At 67.2% G+C, this 14,183-nt stretch carries 14 protein-coding genes; 9 read left to right on the forward strand and 5 right to left on the reverse strand.

Translation table 11 applies throughout. The annotated features are described in order from the left end of the window. Positions 1–10: 10 nt before the first annotated feature. Positions 11–631, forward strand: a complete 621-nt coding sequence (locus tag J0A91_RS01460; RefSeq protein ID WP_069203425.1) for a MarC family protein — start codon at positions 11–13, stop codon at positions 629–631. A gap of 118 nt (positions 632–749) precedes the next feature. Here the strand turns inward: J0A91_RS01460 and J0A91_RS01465 are convergent, their stop codons facing one another. Further along, positions 750–2,525, reverse strand: coding sequence for a hypothetical protein (locus tag J0A91_RS01465; protein ID WP_069203426.1), 1,776 nt, complete (start codon positions 2,523–2,525; stop codon positions 750–752). 65 nt (positions 2,526–2,590) lie between these two features. Here J0A91_RS01465 and J0A91_RS01470 point away from each other — a divergent pair, with 65 nt between their 5' ends. From J0A91_RS01470 to J0A91_RS01500, 7 genes are all read left to right on the forward strand, one after another. Next, positions 2,591–3,016, forward strand: coding sequence for a GtrA family protein (locus J0A91_RS01470; protein ID WP_240502165.1), 426 nt, complete (start codon positions 2,591–2,593; stop codon positions 3,014–3,016). Continuing rightward, positions 3,016–3,744 carry a class I SAM-dependent methyltransferase gene (locus J0A91_RS01475; RefSeq protein WP_069203428.1) on the forward strand — a complete coding sequence of 243 codons (729 nt, stop codon included), beginning with the start codon at positions 3,016–3,018 and terminating at the stop codon, positions 3,742–3,744. Before J0A91_RS01470 ends, J0A91_RS01475 begins: the two co-directional genes overlap by 1 nt. Before the next feature lie 114 nt (positions 3,745–3,858). Next, positions 3,859–4,755 carry a GTPase Era gene (gene era / locus J0A91_RS01480; protein ID WP_069203429.1) on the forward strand — a complete coding sequence of 299 codons (897 nt, stop codon included), beginning with the start codon at positions 3,859–3,861 and terminating at the stop codon, positions 4,753–4,755. A 96-nt stretch (positions 4,756–4,851) separates the two neighbouring features. Continuing rightward, positions 4,852–5,997, forward strand: coding sequence for a tRNA guanosine(34) transglycosylase Tgt (gene tgt, locus J0A91_RS01485; protein ID WP_069203430.1), 1,146 nt, complete (start codon positions 4,852–4,854; stop codon positions 5,995–5,997). Continuing rightward, the gene (locus J0A91_RS01490) at positions 5,994–6,176 is read left to right on the forward strand and encodes a hypothetical protein (RefSeq protein ID WP_069203431.1); all 183 of its coding nucleotides are present in this window, start codon (positions 5,994–5,996) and stop codon (positions 6,174–6,176) included. The genes tgt and J0A91_RS01490 overlap by 4 nt, the downstream gene beginning before the upstream one ends. A 191-nt stretch (positions 6,177–6,367) precedes the next feature. Next, entirely contained in the window at positions 6,368–9,208 is a 2,841-nt protein-coding gene (locus J0A91_RS01495) for a M16 family metallopeptidase (protein ID WP_069206925.1), read from the forward strand. Between the two features lie 180 nt (positions 9,209–9,388). Then, complete coding sequence (locus J0A91_RS01500; protein WP_150126790.1) at positions 9,389–10,438, forward strand: cell wall hydrolase; 1,050 nt, start codon at positions 9,389–9,391, stop codon at positions 10,436–10,438. Between the two features lie 166 nt (positions 10,439–10,604). On the opposite strand, the gene J0A91_RS01505 is transcribed toward J0A91_RS01500, so the two are convergent. The 4 genes from J0A91_RS01505 to J0A91_RS01520 form a co-directional block, all read right to left on the reverse strand. Next, positions 10,605–11,210 carry an FKBP-type peptidyl-prolyl cis-trans isomerase gene (locus J0A91_RS01505; protein WP_069203432.1) on the reverse strand — a complete coding sequence of 202 codons (606 nt, stop codon included), beginning with the start codon at positions 11,208–11,210 and terminating at the stop codon, positions 10,605–10,607. A gap of 87 nt (positions 11,211–11,297) precedes the next feature. Beyond that, a complete protein-coding gene (rpsU, locus tag J0A91_RS01510) occupies positions 11,298–11,504 on the reverse strand; it encodes a 30S ribosomal protein S21 (protein WP_069203433.1) in 207 nt (68 codons plus the stop codon). A gap of 109 nt (positions 11,505–11,613) precedes the next feature. After that, positions 11,614–11,916 carry a polyhydroxyalkanoic acid system family protein gene (locus J0A91_RS01515; protein WP_069203434.1) on the reverse strand — a complete coding sequence of 101 codons (303 nt, stop codon included), beginning with the start codon at positions 11,914–11,916 and terminating at the stop codon, positions 11,614–11,616. A 92-nt stretch (positions 11,917–12,008) separates the two neighbouring features. Beyond that, positions 12,009–12,425 (reverse strand): VOC family protein, encoded by a 417-nt coding sequence (locus J0A91_RS01520; protein WP_069203435.1) that lies wholly within the window; start codon positions 12,423–12,425, stop codon positions 12,009–12,011. 186 nt (positions 12,426–12,611) lie between these two features. On the opposite strand from J0A91_RS01520, the gene lnt reads away from it, so the two are divergent. After that, the gene (gene lnt, locus J0A91_RS01525; protein WP_069206927.1) at positions 12,612–14,168 is read left to right on the forward strand and encodes an apolipoprotein N-acyltransferase; all 1,557 of its coding nucleotides are present in this window, start codon (positions 12,612–12,614) and stop codon (positions 14,166–14,168) included. The last annotated feature ends 15 nt before the right edge of the window (positions 14,169–14,183 follow it).

Consider the following 14,183-nt stretch of genomic DNA (forward strand, 5'->3'; position numbering starts at 1 on the left):
CCGCCACATTATGATCGAGCTGTTCGTCTCCGCCTTCATCACCTTCTTCGTGGTGATCGATCCGCTCGGCTGCGCGCCGATCTATGCCGGGCTCACCGCGACCGCGACGCCGATCCACGCCCGCGCGATGGCGATGCGCGCGGTGCTGGTGGCGGCGGCGATCCTGATCGTCTTCGCGCTGTTCGGTGAGAATCTGTTGCATGGCCTCGGCATCAGCCTCGCGAGTTTCCGCATCGCCGGCGGCATCATGCTGTTCCTGATCGCGCTGGAAATGGTGTTCGAGAAGCGCACCGAACGCCGTGAGGACCGCGCCGCCAAGGTCGCCGCGACGCCGGAAGTCGAGGACGTGTCGATCTTCCCGATGGCGATGCCGATGATCGCCGGCCCCGGCTCGATCGCCTCGGTGATGCTGCTGATGAGCCGCAATGAAGGCATCGAGCGCAGCCTGGTGATCCTCGGCGCCTTGGCCACGATCCTGCTGCTGACGCTCACGGCCTTGCTGGCGGCGGGGCCGCTGATGCGCGTTCTCGGTGCCAAGATCGAAGCGGTGGTGACTCGCATCCTCGGCGTGCTGCTGGCGGCGCTGGCGGTGCAGTTCGTGATCGACGGGGTGAAGATCAGCCTGGGGTAAAGCCCACCCCCCTTCCCGTTCGTGCTGAGCCTGTCGAAGCACGTGCCCCACGTACAACGCTGCTTGGCCCGCACTTCGACACGCTCAGCGCGAACGGTCCTCGGTGATTCCGCTATGCTCAGTAGCTGATCCGCCACAACCTTAGCGGCGATTTCGCCGGCAGCGGCAGTTGCTCCAGCCATGCCGGCACCTTGCCGTGCGCGAGCTGGTCATAGAATCCGCCCGGATGGCGCGACCGGTACTGGGTCGATTCGGCCATGTTCGGGCACACCAGAAGCAACGTCGCGCCGTGCCGCTTGGCGATCGCGCGGAACTCGGCCGGGCTGCGCGTGAAGGCGTGCTGCACGTCGAGGATCGCGTCGCCGTTGCGATGGTACGGCCCCGCCACCGCATCGTGATGCGTCAGCGTGATGAGGCGCGGCCCGAGATCGACGAAGGTGAAGATCGTCGTCGCCGGATAGCGATCGAGCGGGCGCAGCGCGCTGTTGGTGTTGCACGATCCGCCCGCGCGCATCACCGTGGTCACGCGCGCGCTCGGGCGGGCGATCGGCAGATATTGGATCACATAGCCCGCGAACAGACCCGACACCAACAGGAACGCCGCGACCGTGCCGACCACGCGCACCGCCATCCAGCGGCTGCCGAGGAGATGCGGAAACAGAATCCAGCCGAGCGCCACAGCACCCGGCACCGCGAGCATCTGCGCGCCCGGCCCGGCGCGCGCCTGCCACAGCAGCAACAGCGCCGCCATCGTCGTGAACAGCAGCACCGTCATCCAGCCGACGAACGAGGACTGCCGCCGCGCCTGCCACGTCGCCACGCACGCGCCGATCACCCCGATGATCGGCAGCGTGACCACGGGGATCGCGGTGCGCAGCGGATGCTGGTAGATCGGCTTGGCCTCACGCACATTGGCCAGCCAGTTTCGCGCCAGTTCGGGTGAAACCTGCTCGGGGCGGCCGAGGCATTGCGGGAAAACCAAGGCGAAGCCGGCGACGATCGCCAGCCCTGCCGCCACCGCCAGCACCAGCCGTAGCGTGCGGTTCTGCGGGCTGAGCCGCGCGAGCAGGAACAGCAGCGCGCCCGCGACGATCATCACGCTCAGCCATACCGGCGTCAGCGCGTCGCAGCGCAGCACGCTGTTGGCGTAGGAGGCGAACCCGGCATAGCCCAGCGCACACCCGCCCGCGAGGCACAGCGCATAGGCGCTCATCCGTGGCGCCTCGGCGCGGTCCCACACCCAGCGCAGCGCGATGATCGCGCCCGCCCCGGCGCAGAACGGCAGCATCTCCAGCCCGATCGTCAGCGACACCGCGCTCGCCAGCCCGACGATCAGCCCGCCGCGCGCGCCCTTCGGGTCGGACAGCCCCGCCACTGTCAGGCTCAGCATCGCGAGCTGCCAGCCATGATGGTCGATCCGCTCGGGCATGAACATCAGCATCGTCGCGGTGCAACACAGCAGGAACATGATCGCGAGCGGCCACGCGACCGGGCTCACCAGCCGCCGTACCGTTGCCGCCAGCCCCAGCATCGCGATGCTGAGCGGCAGCAGCGGCGCGATCCCGCACGCCAGCCGCTCGGCCCAGGCGGGTCCACAGAAGGGACGGAACAACAGGATCATCCCCGCGATCGGCAGGTCGACGATTCGGCTCCAGTGCATGTTGAACCCGCCCGGCGGGTTCATCCGGTACTGGCGCAGATCGTACCAGCCCTGCCCGTTCAGCAGCGCACGCACCTGCATCAGCCGCATGTTGTCGTCGGTGTCGGGCAGCGACAGGAAGTGCATCTGAGCCCAGCGGTCGTGAAGGAACCACGCCGCGATCACCACCCAGGCGATCAGCGTCGGCCGGACCCAATAGTGATCGACCAAATCCTTGGGTCGCGCGCTAACCATGCAAAAAGCTTTCCACGTGTATCGGCGCGCTCTACTAGGCGCGACGCAAAGGGCAAGTGAACGCGATGACATTGACAGGGCGGGTGGAAAACATGCGATCGAGCGGAATGCTCGGCCAGTTGATCCGCTTCGGTATCGCCGGCGGCGTCTCGACGCTGATCTATTCGGCGGTCTATCTGCCCCTCACGCTCTACGTGTTCGAGCGGCACCATGCCGTCTACGCAGTGCCCTTCGCCTTCGCGGTGGCGGTGACGGCGGGCTATTTCCTGCACAGCCGCTGGAGCTTCAAAGGGCATGGCGCACGCGAAAGCGGCGGCACGCAACAGGCCAAGTTCGTGATGGTTCAGGCATCCGGCATGGCGCTCAACGCGGTCATCACCTGGGTCGGCACCGCGTTGCTCGGCTATCCCGCCTGGGTGCCGTTGCTGCCTGCGGTCGCGCTGGCTACGATCTTCACCTTCATCCTCAATCGCTGGCTGGTATTCGGATAATGGACCGCATCGTTTACGACCGCATGGCGGCGCATGATTCGACGCACTGGTGGTATCGCGCGCGCCGCGACATCCTTGCCGATTTCCTCACGCGCGAAGGCCATCTGCCTAGGCACGCGCGCATTCTCGAGATCGGCTGCGGCACCGGCCACAATCTGCCGATGCTCGCCCAGTTCGGGACGGTCGAGGCGATCGAGATCGATCCCGCCGCGCGCGAGATCGCGAGCCAGCGGCTCGGCAAGCCGGTCGGCGCCGCGCCGCTGCCCGCGCTGACCGGCGTGGAGCGCGGCGCCTATGATCTCGTCGCGGTGCTCGACGTGGTCGAGCATATCGAGGATGACGTGGCGGCGCTGAGGGCGATGGCCGAGTGCCTCAAGCCGGGCGGCAAGATCCTCATCACCGTGCCAGCGCACCAATGGCTGTGGAGCGCGCACGACACCGTCAACCACCACCACCGCCGCTATTCCAAGGCGAGTCTCGCCAAGGCGATCGGTGCTGCAGGGTTGAAGTCGCGCAAGCTCGGCTATTTCAACTCGCTGCTGTTCCCGCTCGCCGCCGCCTCGCGAATCGCCGGGCGGCTGACCGGCAAGGACGACAGCGACGATTCGCCGCCGCCCAAGCTGGTCAACACCGTGTTCGAAACGGTGTTCCGCTTCGAACGCCACCTCCTCGGCCGCGTGCCGTTGTCGCCGGGCGTCTCGATCGTGACATTGGCGTCGCCCAAATAACCTCGCCGTTCGTCCCGAGCGAAGTCGAGGGATGATAGCGGAACGCAGGTGTCTCGACTTCGCTCGACACGAACGGGTGTGGTAATGGGGCCGAACATACCAGAAAGCATATTCATGACCGATCAAACCTGTGGCCTCGTCGCCGTGCTCGGCGCGCCCAACGCGGGCAAGTCAACGCTCGTCAACGCGCTGGTCGGGCAGAAGGTCGCGATCGTCAGTCCCAAGGCGCAGACCACGCGCACCCGGCTGATGGGCGTCGCGATCGAGGGGGCCGCGCAAATCCTGCTGGTCGATACGCCCGGCATCTTCGAACCCAAGCGCCGGCTCGATCGCGCGATGGTGCAGGCGGCGTGGGGCGGCACCGAAGGCGCCGACATCCTCGCGCTGGTGGTCGATGCCAAGGGGGGCCTCAAGGACAAGGTCACCGAAATCGCCGAGGCGATCGCGACGCGCCCTGAACCCAAATACCTGGTTCTCAACAAGGTCGATCTCGCCGACAAGGCCAAGCTGCTGCTCCACGCCGAGCGGCTGAACGGCCTCGCCCCGTTCGCCGAGACCTTCTTCGTCAGCGCCACGACCGGCGATGGCCTGCCCGAACTGAAGACGCATCTGGCCAAGGCGATGCCGGCGGGGCCGTGGCATTATCCCGAGGATCAGGTCTCCGACGCGACCGAACGCGCGCTCGCCGCCGAGGTGACGCGCGAGCAGCTCTACCTCCAGCTCCACGCCGAACTGCCCTACGCCAGCGCGGTCGAGACCGAACAGTATAAGGAGCGCGAGGACGGCTCCGTCGAAATCCACCAGCAGATCCTCGTCGAACGCCCGACGCAACGCGCGATCGTGCTCGGCAAGGGCGGCACGCGCATCAAGGAAATCGGCGCGCGTGCCCGCGCCGAACTGAGCGGGATCATGGGCCGCCCGGTCCATCTCTACCTGCACGTCAAGGTCCGCCCCGGCTGGGACGACGAACGCGAGGTGTACCGCGACATGGGTCTCGACTGGGTGGACTGAATTTTTCTCCCCTCCCTGGAAGCTTCCAGGGAGGGGAGCGCGTCGATACGGACGTAATGGTTCCCAACCGGTCCGTTCCACGCTACCACCCGATCAATGACGGCCCCGCGTTTCGAGTTCACCATCAGCGCCACCGACGGCAAGGCGCGCACCGGCACCATCCAGATGCGGCGCGGCGAGATTCGCACCCCCGCCTTCATGCCGGTCGGCACCGCCGCGACCGTGAAGGCGATGAAGCCCGCCGACGTGCGTGCGGCCGGCGCCGACATCATCCTCGGCAACACCTATCATCTGATGCTGCGCCCCGGTGCCGAGCGTGTCGCGCGATTGGGCGGTCTGCATCGTTTCATGGGCTGGGACCGGCCGATCCTCACCGATTCGGGCGGCTATCAGGTGATGAGCCTGTCCGATCTCACCAAGCGGGACGAGAACGGCGTCACCTTCAAGAGCCACCTCGACGGCACGCGCCACACGCTCAGCCCCGAACGCTCGATCGAGATTCAGCGGCTGCTCGGCTCGGACATCGTGATGGCGTTCGACGAACTGGTGCCGACCACCTCCACGCCGGAGGTGCAGGCCGCCGCGATGGCGCGATCGATGCGGTGGGCGAAACGCAGCCGCGACGCCTTCGATGGCGGCGGCGAACACGCGGAAAACGCGGCGATCTTCGGCATTCAGCAGGGCGCGCTTGACCAGACCTTGCGCGGCGACAGCGCCGCCACGCTGATCGACATCGGCTTTGACGGGTACGCGGTCGGCGGCCTCGCCGTCGGCGAGGGGCAGGAGGCGATGTTCGGCTGCCTCGATTTTGCGCCCGGCCAGCTTCCCGCCGACAAGCCCCGCTATCTGATGGGCGTCGGCAAGCCAGACGACATCGTCGGCGCGGTTGAGCGCGGCATCGACATGTTCGATTGCGTACTGCCGACCCGCTCGGGCCGCACCGGCCAGGCGTTCACGCGCGAAGGCCCGATCAACCTGCGCAACGCCAAATTCGCCGAGGATACCGGCCCGCTCGATCCCGCCTGCGCCTGCCCGGTCTGCGCGACATGGAACCGCGCCTATATTCACCATCTCGTGCGGGCCGGCGAAATTCTCGGCGCGATGCTGATGACCGAACACAACCTTTACTTCTACCAGGCGTTGATGGCCGACCTGCGCGATGCGACCGCGGCGGGCACGTTGACGGCGTTCGCGGATCGATTCAGATCGGAATATGGCCGACACAAAGAGAGGGTGACATGACCGACGAGCTCAACGAGATCGCAGCCGCGGCCCGCGACGCCAAGCGCGCGCGCGAAGCCGCCGCCGATTCGACCGTGTACAATCGCCAGAGCTGGCCGATCGTGCCGATCGCGATCGGCGTCGGCTCGGCCGCTCTGGCGGCGGCGTTCCTGTTCGTGAACAGCAGCCGCAAGAAGTAGGGCAAAGTATCCTTCCCCGGCAGGGGAAGGCGACGGATGGGGAGGGCACGGTACCTTCGCGATCGTTCCGCGTCCGCCCCCTCCGTCAATGCTACGCGTGCCACCTCCCCCTCGCGGGTGAGGATTCACAGAGATTGACAGCGGCGGTCGCCCGGCGAACAGATAGCGCGTCCTGTTCGCCGGAGATGTTGATGCGCCTGTTCCGTGCTGCCCTTCTGATGGGCGCCGCCCTGCTCCCGCTTACCGCGCAAGCGCAAATCACGAAGATACCCGCCAGAGCCGCCGCCGCGGCGCTCAAGCCGCTCGACTTTACCGAGCGCACCTTGCCTAACGGCCTCAAGGTGTACGCGATCCGCGACACCGGCACGTCGAACGTCTCGGTTCAGGTCTGGTACGATGTCGGCTCGAAGGACGATCCTGCCGGCCGTTCGGGCTTCGCGCATCTGTTCGAGCATCTGATGTTCAAGGCGACGCGCAACCTGCCGCCGGAAAGCTTCGACCGGCTGACCGAGGATGTCGGCGGCGCGAACAACGCCTCGACCAGCGATGATTACACGGAATATCACGAGACCGTCCCCGCCAATCACCTCCAGCGGCTGCTGTTCGCCGAAGCCGACCGGATGGCGAGCCTCGTCGTCGATCCCGCCGGCTTCGCCTCCGAACGCGACGTCGTGAAGGAGGAGTTGCGCGGCGATTTCGCCCGGCCCTACGGCAAGTTGTTCTCCGCTTACGCCTCGGCGGTGTCGTACAGCCGCCATCCCTATGCGCGCTCGACGATCGGCAGCATCGCCAATCTCGACAGCGCCTCGATCGAGGACGTCCGCGCCTTCCACGCGGTCTATTACCGCCCCGACAATGCCGTGCTGGTGGTGTCGGGCAATTTCGACCCCAAGCAGCTCGACGCCTGGGTCGATCAGTATTTCGCGGGCATCAAGCGCCCTGCCACCCCGATCCCGCGCGTTGAGGTCGCTGAACCAGAGCGGACCAAGGCGACGCATTACACCGTGTATGAACCCAACACACCGCTGCCGGCGGTGCTGATTTCCTATCCGGTGCCCGCCGACAAAGACCCCGACAACCCCGCGCTGACCGTCCTGAACGCGGTGCTGTCGATGGGCGAAAGTTCGCGGCTTTACGAAACGCTCGTCTATCGCGATCAGCTCGCCGCGCAGGCGGAAAGCTATGTCGATACCAAGCAGGGGCCGGGCAACATGATCCTGTTCGCGGCAATGGCGAGCGGCAAGCCGGTAAAGGCGGGCGAAGCCGCGCTGCGGGCCGAAGTCGCGCGGCTGCGCGATACGCCGGTCAGCGCGGCGGAACTGGCCGAGGCGAAGAACCAGATCCTCACCGCCGCGCTGCTCGGCCGCGAGACCGCCGAGGGCAAGGGCCGCGCGCTCGCCATGTCGGCGATCATCGACGGCGATCCGCGCACCTCGGATCGCCAGCTTGCCGAGATCGCCAAAGTCACCGCCGCCGACGTGCAACGCGTCGCGCGCAAATATCTCCGCGACGAGCGTTCGGCGGCGATCACCTATCTGCCGCCCGAGGCCGCACCGACGGGCACCAAAAGCGACACGATCGCGATCGCCAATACCGTGCAGGTTTCGCCGCTGGCCCCGCCAGCGCACATCGACACGCCGGTCCTCGCGAGCGAGGCCGACCGGATCGCGCCACCCAAGCCGGGCACACCCGTCACCGCCGCCATCCCCAGCCCCAACGAGTTCCGGCTCGCCAACGGCCTGCGCGTGGTGGTGGTCGAGCGCCACGAACTGCCGCTGCTCAGCGCCGCTCTCGTCACGACCGGCGGCGGCGCCGATGATCCCGCCACGCGTGCCGGCCTCGCCGATCTCACCGCCGAGCTGATGACCAAGGGCACGACGACACGCTCGGCGACTCAGATCGCGCGGGAGATCGAGGCGCTCGGCGGTTCGATCTCCAGCGATGCCGGCTGGGATGGATCGGATGTCGACGTCACCATCAAGTCGGATCAGGCCACGCCGGCGCTCGCCATCCTCGCCGATGTCGCGCAGCATCCGGTGTTCGCGCCCGAGGAGATCGAGCGCGCCCGCACGCAGGCGATCGATGGCGTCACGGTGACGCTCAAGGATCCCGGCCAGCTTTCCGGGCTGGTCGCGGCGCGCGCCGTCTTCGGCGACGCGCCCTACGGCCATCCGCTGTCGGGTACGCCCACTTCGCTCAAGGCGATCACGCAGGGCGATATCCGCACCGCCTATGGCAAGGCGTGGCGACCCGATCAGGCGAGCCTGATCCTCGTCGGCGACATTACGGTCCCGCAGGCGAAAACGCTCGCCCAAGCCAATTTCGCGCGCTGGTCCGCACCCGCCGCCGCCACGCCCGCCGCCCCGGTTGCGAGCGCCTATCCGGCGCCGCGCGTGATCGTCGTCGATATGCCCGATGCCGGGCAGGCTGGCGTCGTCGTCGCGCGGCCGGGCATCGCGCGCAACGATCCCGCCTATTACCCGGCGAGCGTCGCCAATGCGGTGTTGGGCGGCGGCTATTCGTCGCGGCTCAATTCGGAAATCCGCATCAAACGTGGCCTCGCATACGGCGCGAGCAGCTCGCTTATCGCGCATCGCGGCCCCGGCACGCTCTCGGCGCGCACCCAGACCAAGAACCCGACCGCACCCGATACGGTCGCGATCATGATCGAGCAGATGAAGCGACTCGGCAGCGAACCCGTGCCGGCCGCCGAGCTGGAAACCCGCAAGGCGGTGCTGATCGGCAGCTTCGGCCGTACCAGCGAAACCACTGGCGGCATCGCCGCGGTGCTCGGCCAATATATGCTGGAGGGCGTACCGCTCGACGAACTGAAGCGCTACATCCCGGCGGTGACGGCGGTCGATCCGGCGGCCGTACAGAAAGCGGCGCAGTCGGTGATCGACCCGTCCCGCGCAAGCATCGTCGTGGTCGGCGATGCCAAGCTGTTCCTCGACGCGCTGAAGAAGGCCTATCCGCAGGTCGAGGTGATCCCGGCCAGCGCGCTCGATCTTGGAAAGGCAGGACTGAAATAACCGTCGCCCCGGCGCAGGCCGGGGCCGCTGTGTAATGTGACAGGCCGGTTGCTCCGAAGCGCGGCGGCCCCGGCCCGCGTCGGGGCGACGAAAAGTTACCTAAACCACCACCTGTTTCGCAGCGAGACACCCGTGAAATGCCGGGAGCCGCCTCGATCGCGATCGGTTATGCGCGAGCGCATGACCCGGCCGCCCGCCCCCGAATCGCGACCTGATCGCAAGCTGACCGGGCTGCACGTCGCCGGGCTGTCGTTGCTGGTCTGTGCGGGCATGTCCGCGCACGCCGCCTATCGCGCGATCGAGGCGCAGGGAGCGCCTGCCGCTCCAGTCACGACGATCGCGCGCGGCTATGAGGTCGAGGATCATTTCCCCGGCGCAGCACTGCTCTACGCCGCCGACGACAGCGCCGGCGCCGCGCTTGCCGCGCCGGCCACGGGCACGACCGGCACGATCGACCTGCCCGATCTGCCGCTCCCCCCCGAAGCCGCGTCCTTCGCCGCCGCCGACGCCTCGATCCACCCCGCCGCGCCATTCGACATGCGCCACGCCACCGCGCTCGATCGCGGCCGCGCGCTCGAATGCCTCACCACAGCGATCTATTACGAAGCGGCGACCGAACCCGACGCCGGCCAGCAAGCGGTCGCGCAGGTGATCCTCAACCGCGTCCGTCACCCCGCCTTTCCGGCGACGGTGTGCGGCGTGGTCTATCAGGGCTCGGAGCGCAGCGGCTGCCAGTTCAGCTTCGCCTGCGACGGCGCAATGACGCGCGGCCAGCCCTCACGCACGTACTGGCTGCGCGCGATGCGAGTCGCGGCGGCGGCGCTTGGCGGCTATGTCAGCGCGCCGGTCGGGCTGGCGACGCATTACCACACCTATGCCGTCACCCCCGCGTGGAGCCGTCATCTGGTGATGACGGCGGCGATCGGCGCGCATTTCTTCCACCGCTGGCAGGGCTGGTGGGGAACGCCCGGCGCGTTCCGCCAGATCTACGCGGGCGGCGAACCCGTGCCCGGCCCACACGCCCGCATCGTCGAGGCGCAGCCCGTGCCGGCCATCACGCTCGCCGCGGCGACCGTACCTGTCCCAGCGCCGCGCACCCCGCCCCCGACCATCCAGCCCGCGTATGCGCAAAGCGGCACACCGATCGCGCCAGTACGCGCGGCCGAGGCGCAGCCCGGCGACTCGCAGATCCTCGATCGCTGGAAAGACTCGGGCAAGCCCCTGCAATAAATAACGCCCCGTTCTTGCGAACGGAGCGCCATGATTGATCTAACTGACCGTTCGCCCTGAGCTTGTCGAAGGGCGTGTTCTGGACACGTGCTTCGACAGGCTCAGCACGAATGGGAGTGGGTCCGGTTAGCCCCTTCAACGGCAGCGCCGAAGCGCCGCCCCCGAATCACTGCCCCGGCGGGATCGCGCCCGGTGCCGCGCCGGCTGGCGGAGCCGAACCCGGCGCGCCACCCTGCTGCTGCATTTGCATCTGCTGCTGCATCTGCATCTGGCGGAGCGTCGCTTCGGGAATGAAATCGAGCAGGTCGACCGTGAACACCAGAACCGAATGCGCCGGGATCGGACCCTTGGCCTCGTCACCGTAGCCAAGGCTCGGCTTGATCCAGAACTGGTATTTCGAGCCCTTGGGCATCAGCTTCAGCGCCTCGCTGAAGCCCGGCACGACGCCCGTCACGGGCATCGGCGTCGGCTGCTGCGACTTGTCGAAGGTGGTGCCGTCGAGCAGCTTGCCCTCGTAATTGACGAGCGCGACGTCGGCGTCGGTCGGCTTCGCGTCGCCCTGGCCGGGCGACAGTACCTTGTACTGGAGGCCAGACGGCGTCTCCACCACGCCCTTGGCATGACGGTTCTTGGCGAGGAAGCCCGTCACCGGGTCGGCGGGTGCCTGCATGGCGAGCGCCGCCGCCGCGACCAGCGCCAGCGCGACGCCGATCCACACATAGACCAGCACGCTGCGGCGGATCGGCTTCATGGGTACGGCGGTGATCGACATGGGCAGCCCCCGGAAACACCCGGCGCGCGCGCCGAATCAGGTCGTTACGATATGACGGACGGGAGCGTCACCGCCCCCGTCACCCGATTACCGGGCGCCGTCACGCTCCAGGCGCTTGCGCTCGAGCTTGCGAGCACGGCGGATGGCGGCGGCGCGCTCGCGAGCGCGCTTCTCGCTGGGCTTCTCGTAGTGGCGGCGCAGCTTCATCTCACGATAAACGCCTTCGCGCTGCAGCTTCTTCTTCAGGGCGCGCAGCGCCTGGTCGACGTTATTGTCGCGAACGATGATTTGCATAAAACGCTCAAACTCCGGATCAATAGAAATCGGTCGTCGCGAGGCATGGCCCGCGCCGCAAGGCGAGCGCCCTACACGCGCTCACTGCGGTTTTCAACCTCTTGTTGGCTCAGGCCAGCAGCTTCGGCCCCTCTTTGGCCAGTTTCGCGCGAATCTTGTCGGCGAACAGCCGCAGAAGTGGCGGCAGATCGACCACCGCATGGACGCGATCATCGAACAGATCGACTCGACTCGCAACGCGCTGCCCCATCGCGACGATCGTGAAGTGCAGCGAGTCGCCATCCCAGCGATGTTCGGTGACGGTGCTGCCCGGCAGCATCGTCGCAGCCTTTTGCATCCCCTCCTCCAGCCGCGCACGCACGATCGCGCGCGTGTGCTTGTGCGGAATGTCCATCGTGATCGGGTCGGCCATATGTTTCTTTCAAACCGTTCGTGTCGAGCGAAGTCGAGACGCCTGTGCTCTGGGTCGGTCCCTTGCGTTCGCTCGGGACGAATGGAGATGCGCTACTTCGCGAAGATCATTTCATCGTCTGCGAACGCCTTGAACTCCAAAGCGTTGCCGCTGGGATCGCAAAAGAACATCGTCGCCTGCTCGCCGGGCTGGCCGACGAAGCGGAGGTGCGGCTCGATGCCGAATCGAGTCCCCGCCGCGCGCAGCCGCTCGGCAAGCGCCTGCCAGTCCGCCATCGTCAGCACCACGCCGAAATGCGGCACCGGCACGTCATGCCCATCGACCGGATTGGCCACAGCGACCGGCTTCGCGGCGGGGTCGAGATGCGCGACGATCTGATGGCCGAACAGATCGAAGTCGATCCACGTCGCCGCGCTGCGGCCCTCCGCACAGCCCAGCGTATCGCCATAAAAGGCGCGCGCGGCGGCGAGATCATGGACGGGAAAGGCGAGATGGAACGGGCGAGGCATGGTTGAAAGGATAGCGCGACTCGCCATGATCCGTCACCCCGATCCTTCGACGAAACTCAGGAGAGCCTTGTTCCGCGGTCCACCGTTCCGCATAGGCACCTGCCCGGCTCTTGCGGCCGGGTGGATGCCGGAACACGTCCCGCATGACGAAGTGGATGAGTCGTGACCAACACCTTCGCAAGCATCGTGGTGCGCCGCCCTGCCCTGCCCTGCCTCCTGCTTGGTGGCCTCGCGGTGCTGGGCTTCGCACCATGGGGGTGGTGGCCAGTGACGCTCGCGTGCTTCGCGGCATGGCTGTGGCTGGTCCACGCCGCCCCAACGATCCGTGCCGCGCTGTGGCGCGGGTGGCTGTTCGGAGTCGCGCATTTCACCTTCGGCAACATCTGGATCGCTGAGGCTTTCTCCTATCAGGATGCCGTGCCGCACTGGCTGGGGCCGGTCGCGCCGTTCCTGCTCGCGCTGTTCCTGGCGATCTACCCGATGCTGGCGGCGGGCGTGGCGTGGCGCTTCCGCCGCGCGCAGCCGGATGCGGCCTATGTGCTGGTGTTCGCCGCCGCCTGGATCGTCACCGAATATCTGCGCGGCACGCTGCTGACCGGCTATCCGTGGAACCCGCTTGCCGAAATCTACGTGGGATCCGGGTTTCCACCGGCAATGTTACTGCTGCCGTTGCTGGGCACCTATGCAGTATCTGGGATCAGCATATGGCTTGCCGGCGTTTTCATCCTGTCGGTGGAGCGTTCAAGAGCGGTCGCGATTCGACGTGCCATAATCTTTGGTTTGATCGGGGCGGGCTCATCTCTGGCGTATGACTGGCAGGTCGACGATTCGTCCGCTCCGACGGAATCGACCGCTCCCCGGGTCCGCATCGTCCAGCCCGATCTCGACCAGGAACAGCGCCCCCGCGACGATTACCCTCAAGCCAATCTGCGCGCGCTCCAGACGCTCGGCGGCACGCCCGGCGCTGCCCCGCGGCTGATCCTGTGGCCCGAGGGCGCTTTGCGCTTCAACGTCGAGGATGGGTATCCGCCACAATATAACTACCTCGCCGATCCAGCCGACGTCCGCGCGGTGATCGCCGCGCCGCTCGGGCCGAACGACGTGCTGCTCACTGGCGGTCAGGCGCTCGAATTCGACGCGGCCGAGAAGCTCGTCAGCGCCGGCAATTCGATCTTCGCGATCGATGCGCGCGCGCGGCTGATCGGCCGCTACGACAAGGCGCATCTGGTGCCGTGGGGCGAATACCTCCCCGCACGCCCGCTGATGTCGGCGATCGGCCTGTCCCGCCTGGTGCCCGGCGATATCGATTTCGCGCCCGGCACGCGCCCGCGCACGCTCACGCTGCCCCATTTCGGCAAGGCCGGGTTCCAGATCTGCTACGAGATCATCTTCTCGGGGAATGTCGTCGACCCCAAGCATCGCCCCGACTTTATCTTCAACCCGTCGAACGATAGCTGGTACAGCCGCTCCGGCCCCGAGCAGAACCTCGCGCAGGCCCGCCTGCGCGCGATCGAGGAAGGCCTGCCGGTGCTGCGCGCGACGCCGACCGGCGTGTCCGCGATCATCGACGCGCACGGCCGCGTGCTCGCGTCGATCCCATGGAACACGCGCGGCGCGGTCGAGGCGCCGTTGCCGCCGCCGCTCGCGCCAACCTTGTTCGCCAAGCTCGGCAACTGGATGGCCGCGCTCGTCGCTGCCGCGATGCTGCTGTTGGCCGTTGCCTTCCGCTGGTCGCGCCGCTAGGTGGTCATATAAGGA

Origin of the sequence: Sphingomonas panacis, assembly GCF_001717955.1 — a bacterium.
Taxonomy (GTDB): Bacteria; Pseudomonadota; Alphaproteobacteria; order Sphingomonadales; family Sphingomonadaceae; genus Sphingomonas; species Sphingomonas panacis.

Coding starts and splice junctions, on each gene's coding strand:
- J0A91_RS01490 (WP_069203431.1), top strand. CDS start 5,994: ATGACCGACGAGCTCAACGAGATCGCAGCCGCGGCCCGCGACGCCAAG.
- J0A91_RS01465 (WP_069203426.1), bottom strand. CDS start 2,525: ATGGTTAGCGCGCGACCCAAGGATTTGGTCGATCACTATTGGGTCCGG.
- J0A91_RS01475 (WP_069203428.1), top strand. CDS start 3,016: ATGGACCGCATCGTTTACGACCGCATGGCGGCGCATGATTCGACGCAC.
- rpsU (WP_069203433.1), bottom strand. CDS start 11,504: ATGCAAATCATCGTTCGCGACAATAACGTCGACCAGGCGCTGCGCGCC.
- J0A91_RS01505 (WP_069203432.1), bottom strand. CDS start 11,210: ATGTCGATCACCGCCGTACCCATGAAGCCGATCCGCCGCAGCGTGCTG.
- J0A91_RS01500 (WP_150126790.1), top strand. CDS start 9,389: ATGACCCGGCCGCCCGCCCCCGAATCGCGACCTGATCGCAAGCTGACC.
- J0A91_RS01515 (WP_069203434.1), bottom strand. CDS start 11,916: ATGGCCGACCCGATCACGATGGACATTCCGCACAAGCACACGCGCGCG.
- era (WP_069203429.1), top strand. CDS start 3,859: ATGACCGATCAAACCTGTGGCCTCGTCGCCGTGCTCGGCGCGCCCAAC.
- tgt (WP_069203430.1), top strand. CDS start 4,852: ATGACGGCCCCGCGTTTCGAGTTCACCATCAGCGCCACCGACGGCAAG.
- J0A91_RS01470 (WP_240502165.1), top strand. CDS start 2,591: ATGACATTGACAGGGCGGGTGGAAAACATGCGATCGAGCGGAATGCTC.
- J0A91_RS01520 (WP_069203435.1), bottom strand. CDS start 12,425: ATGCCTCGCCCGTTCCATCTCGCCTTTCCCGTCCATGATCTCGCCGCC.
- J0A91_RS01460 (WP_069203425.1), top strand. CDS start 11: ATGATCGAGCTGTTCGTCTCCGCCTTCATCACCTTCTTCGTGGTGATC.
- J0A91_RS01495 (WP_069206925.1), top strand. CDS start 6,368: ATGCGCCTGTTCCGTGCTGCCCTTCTGATGGGCGCCGCCCTGCTCCCG.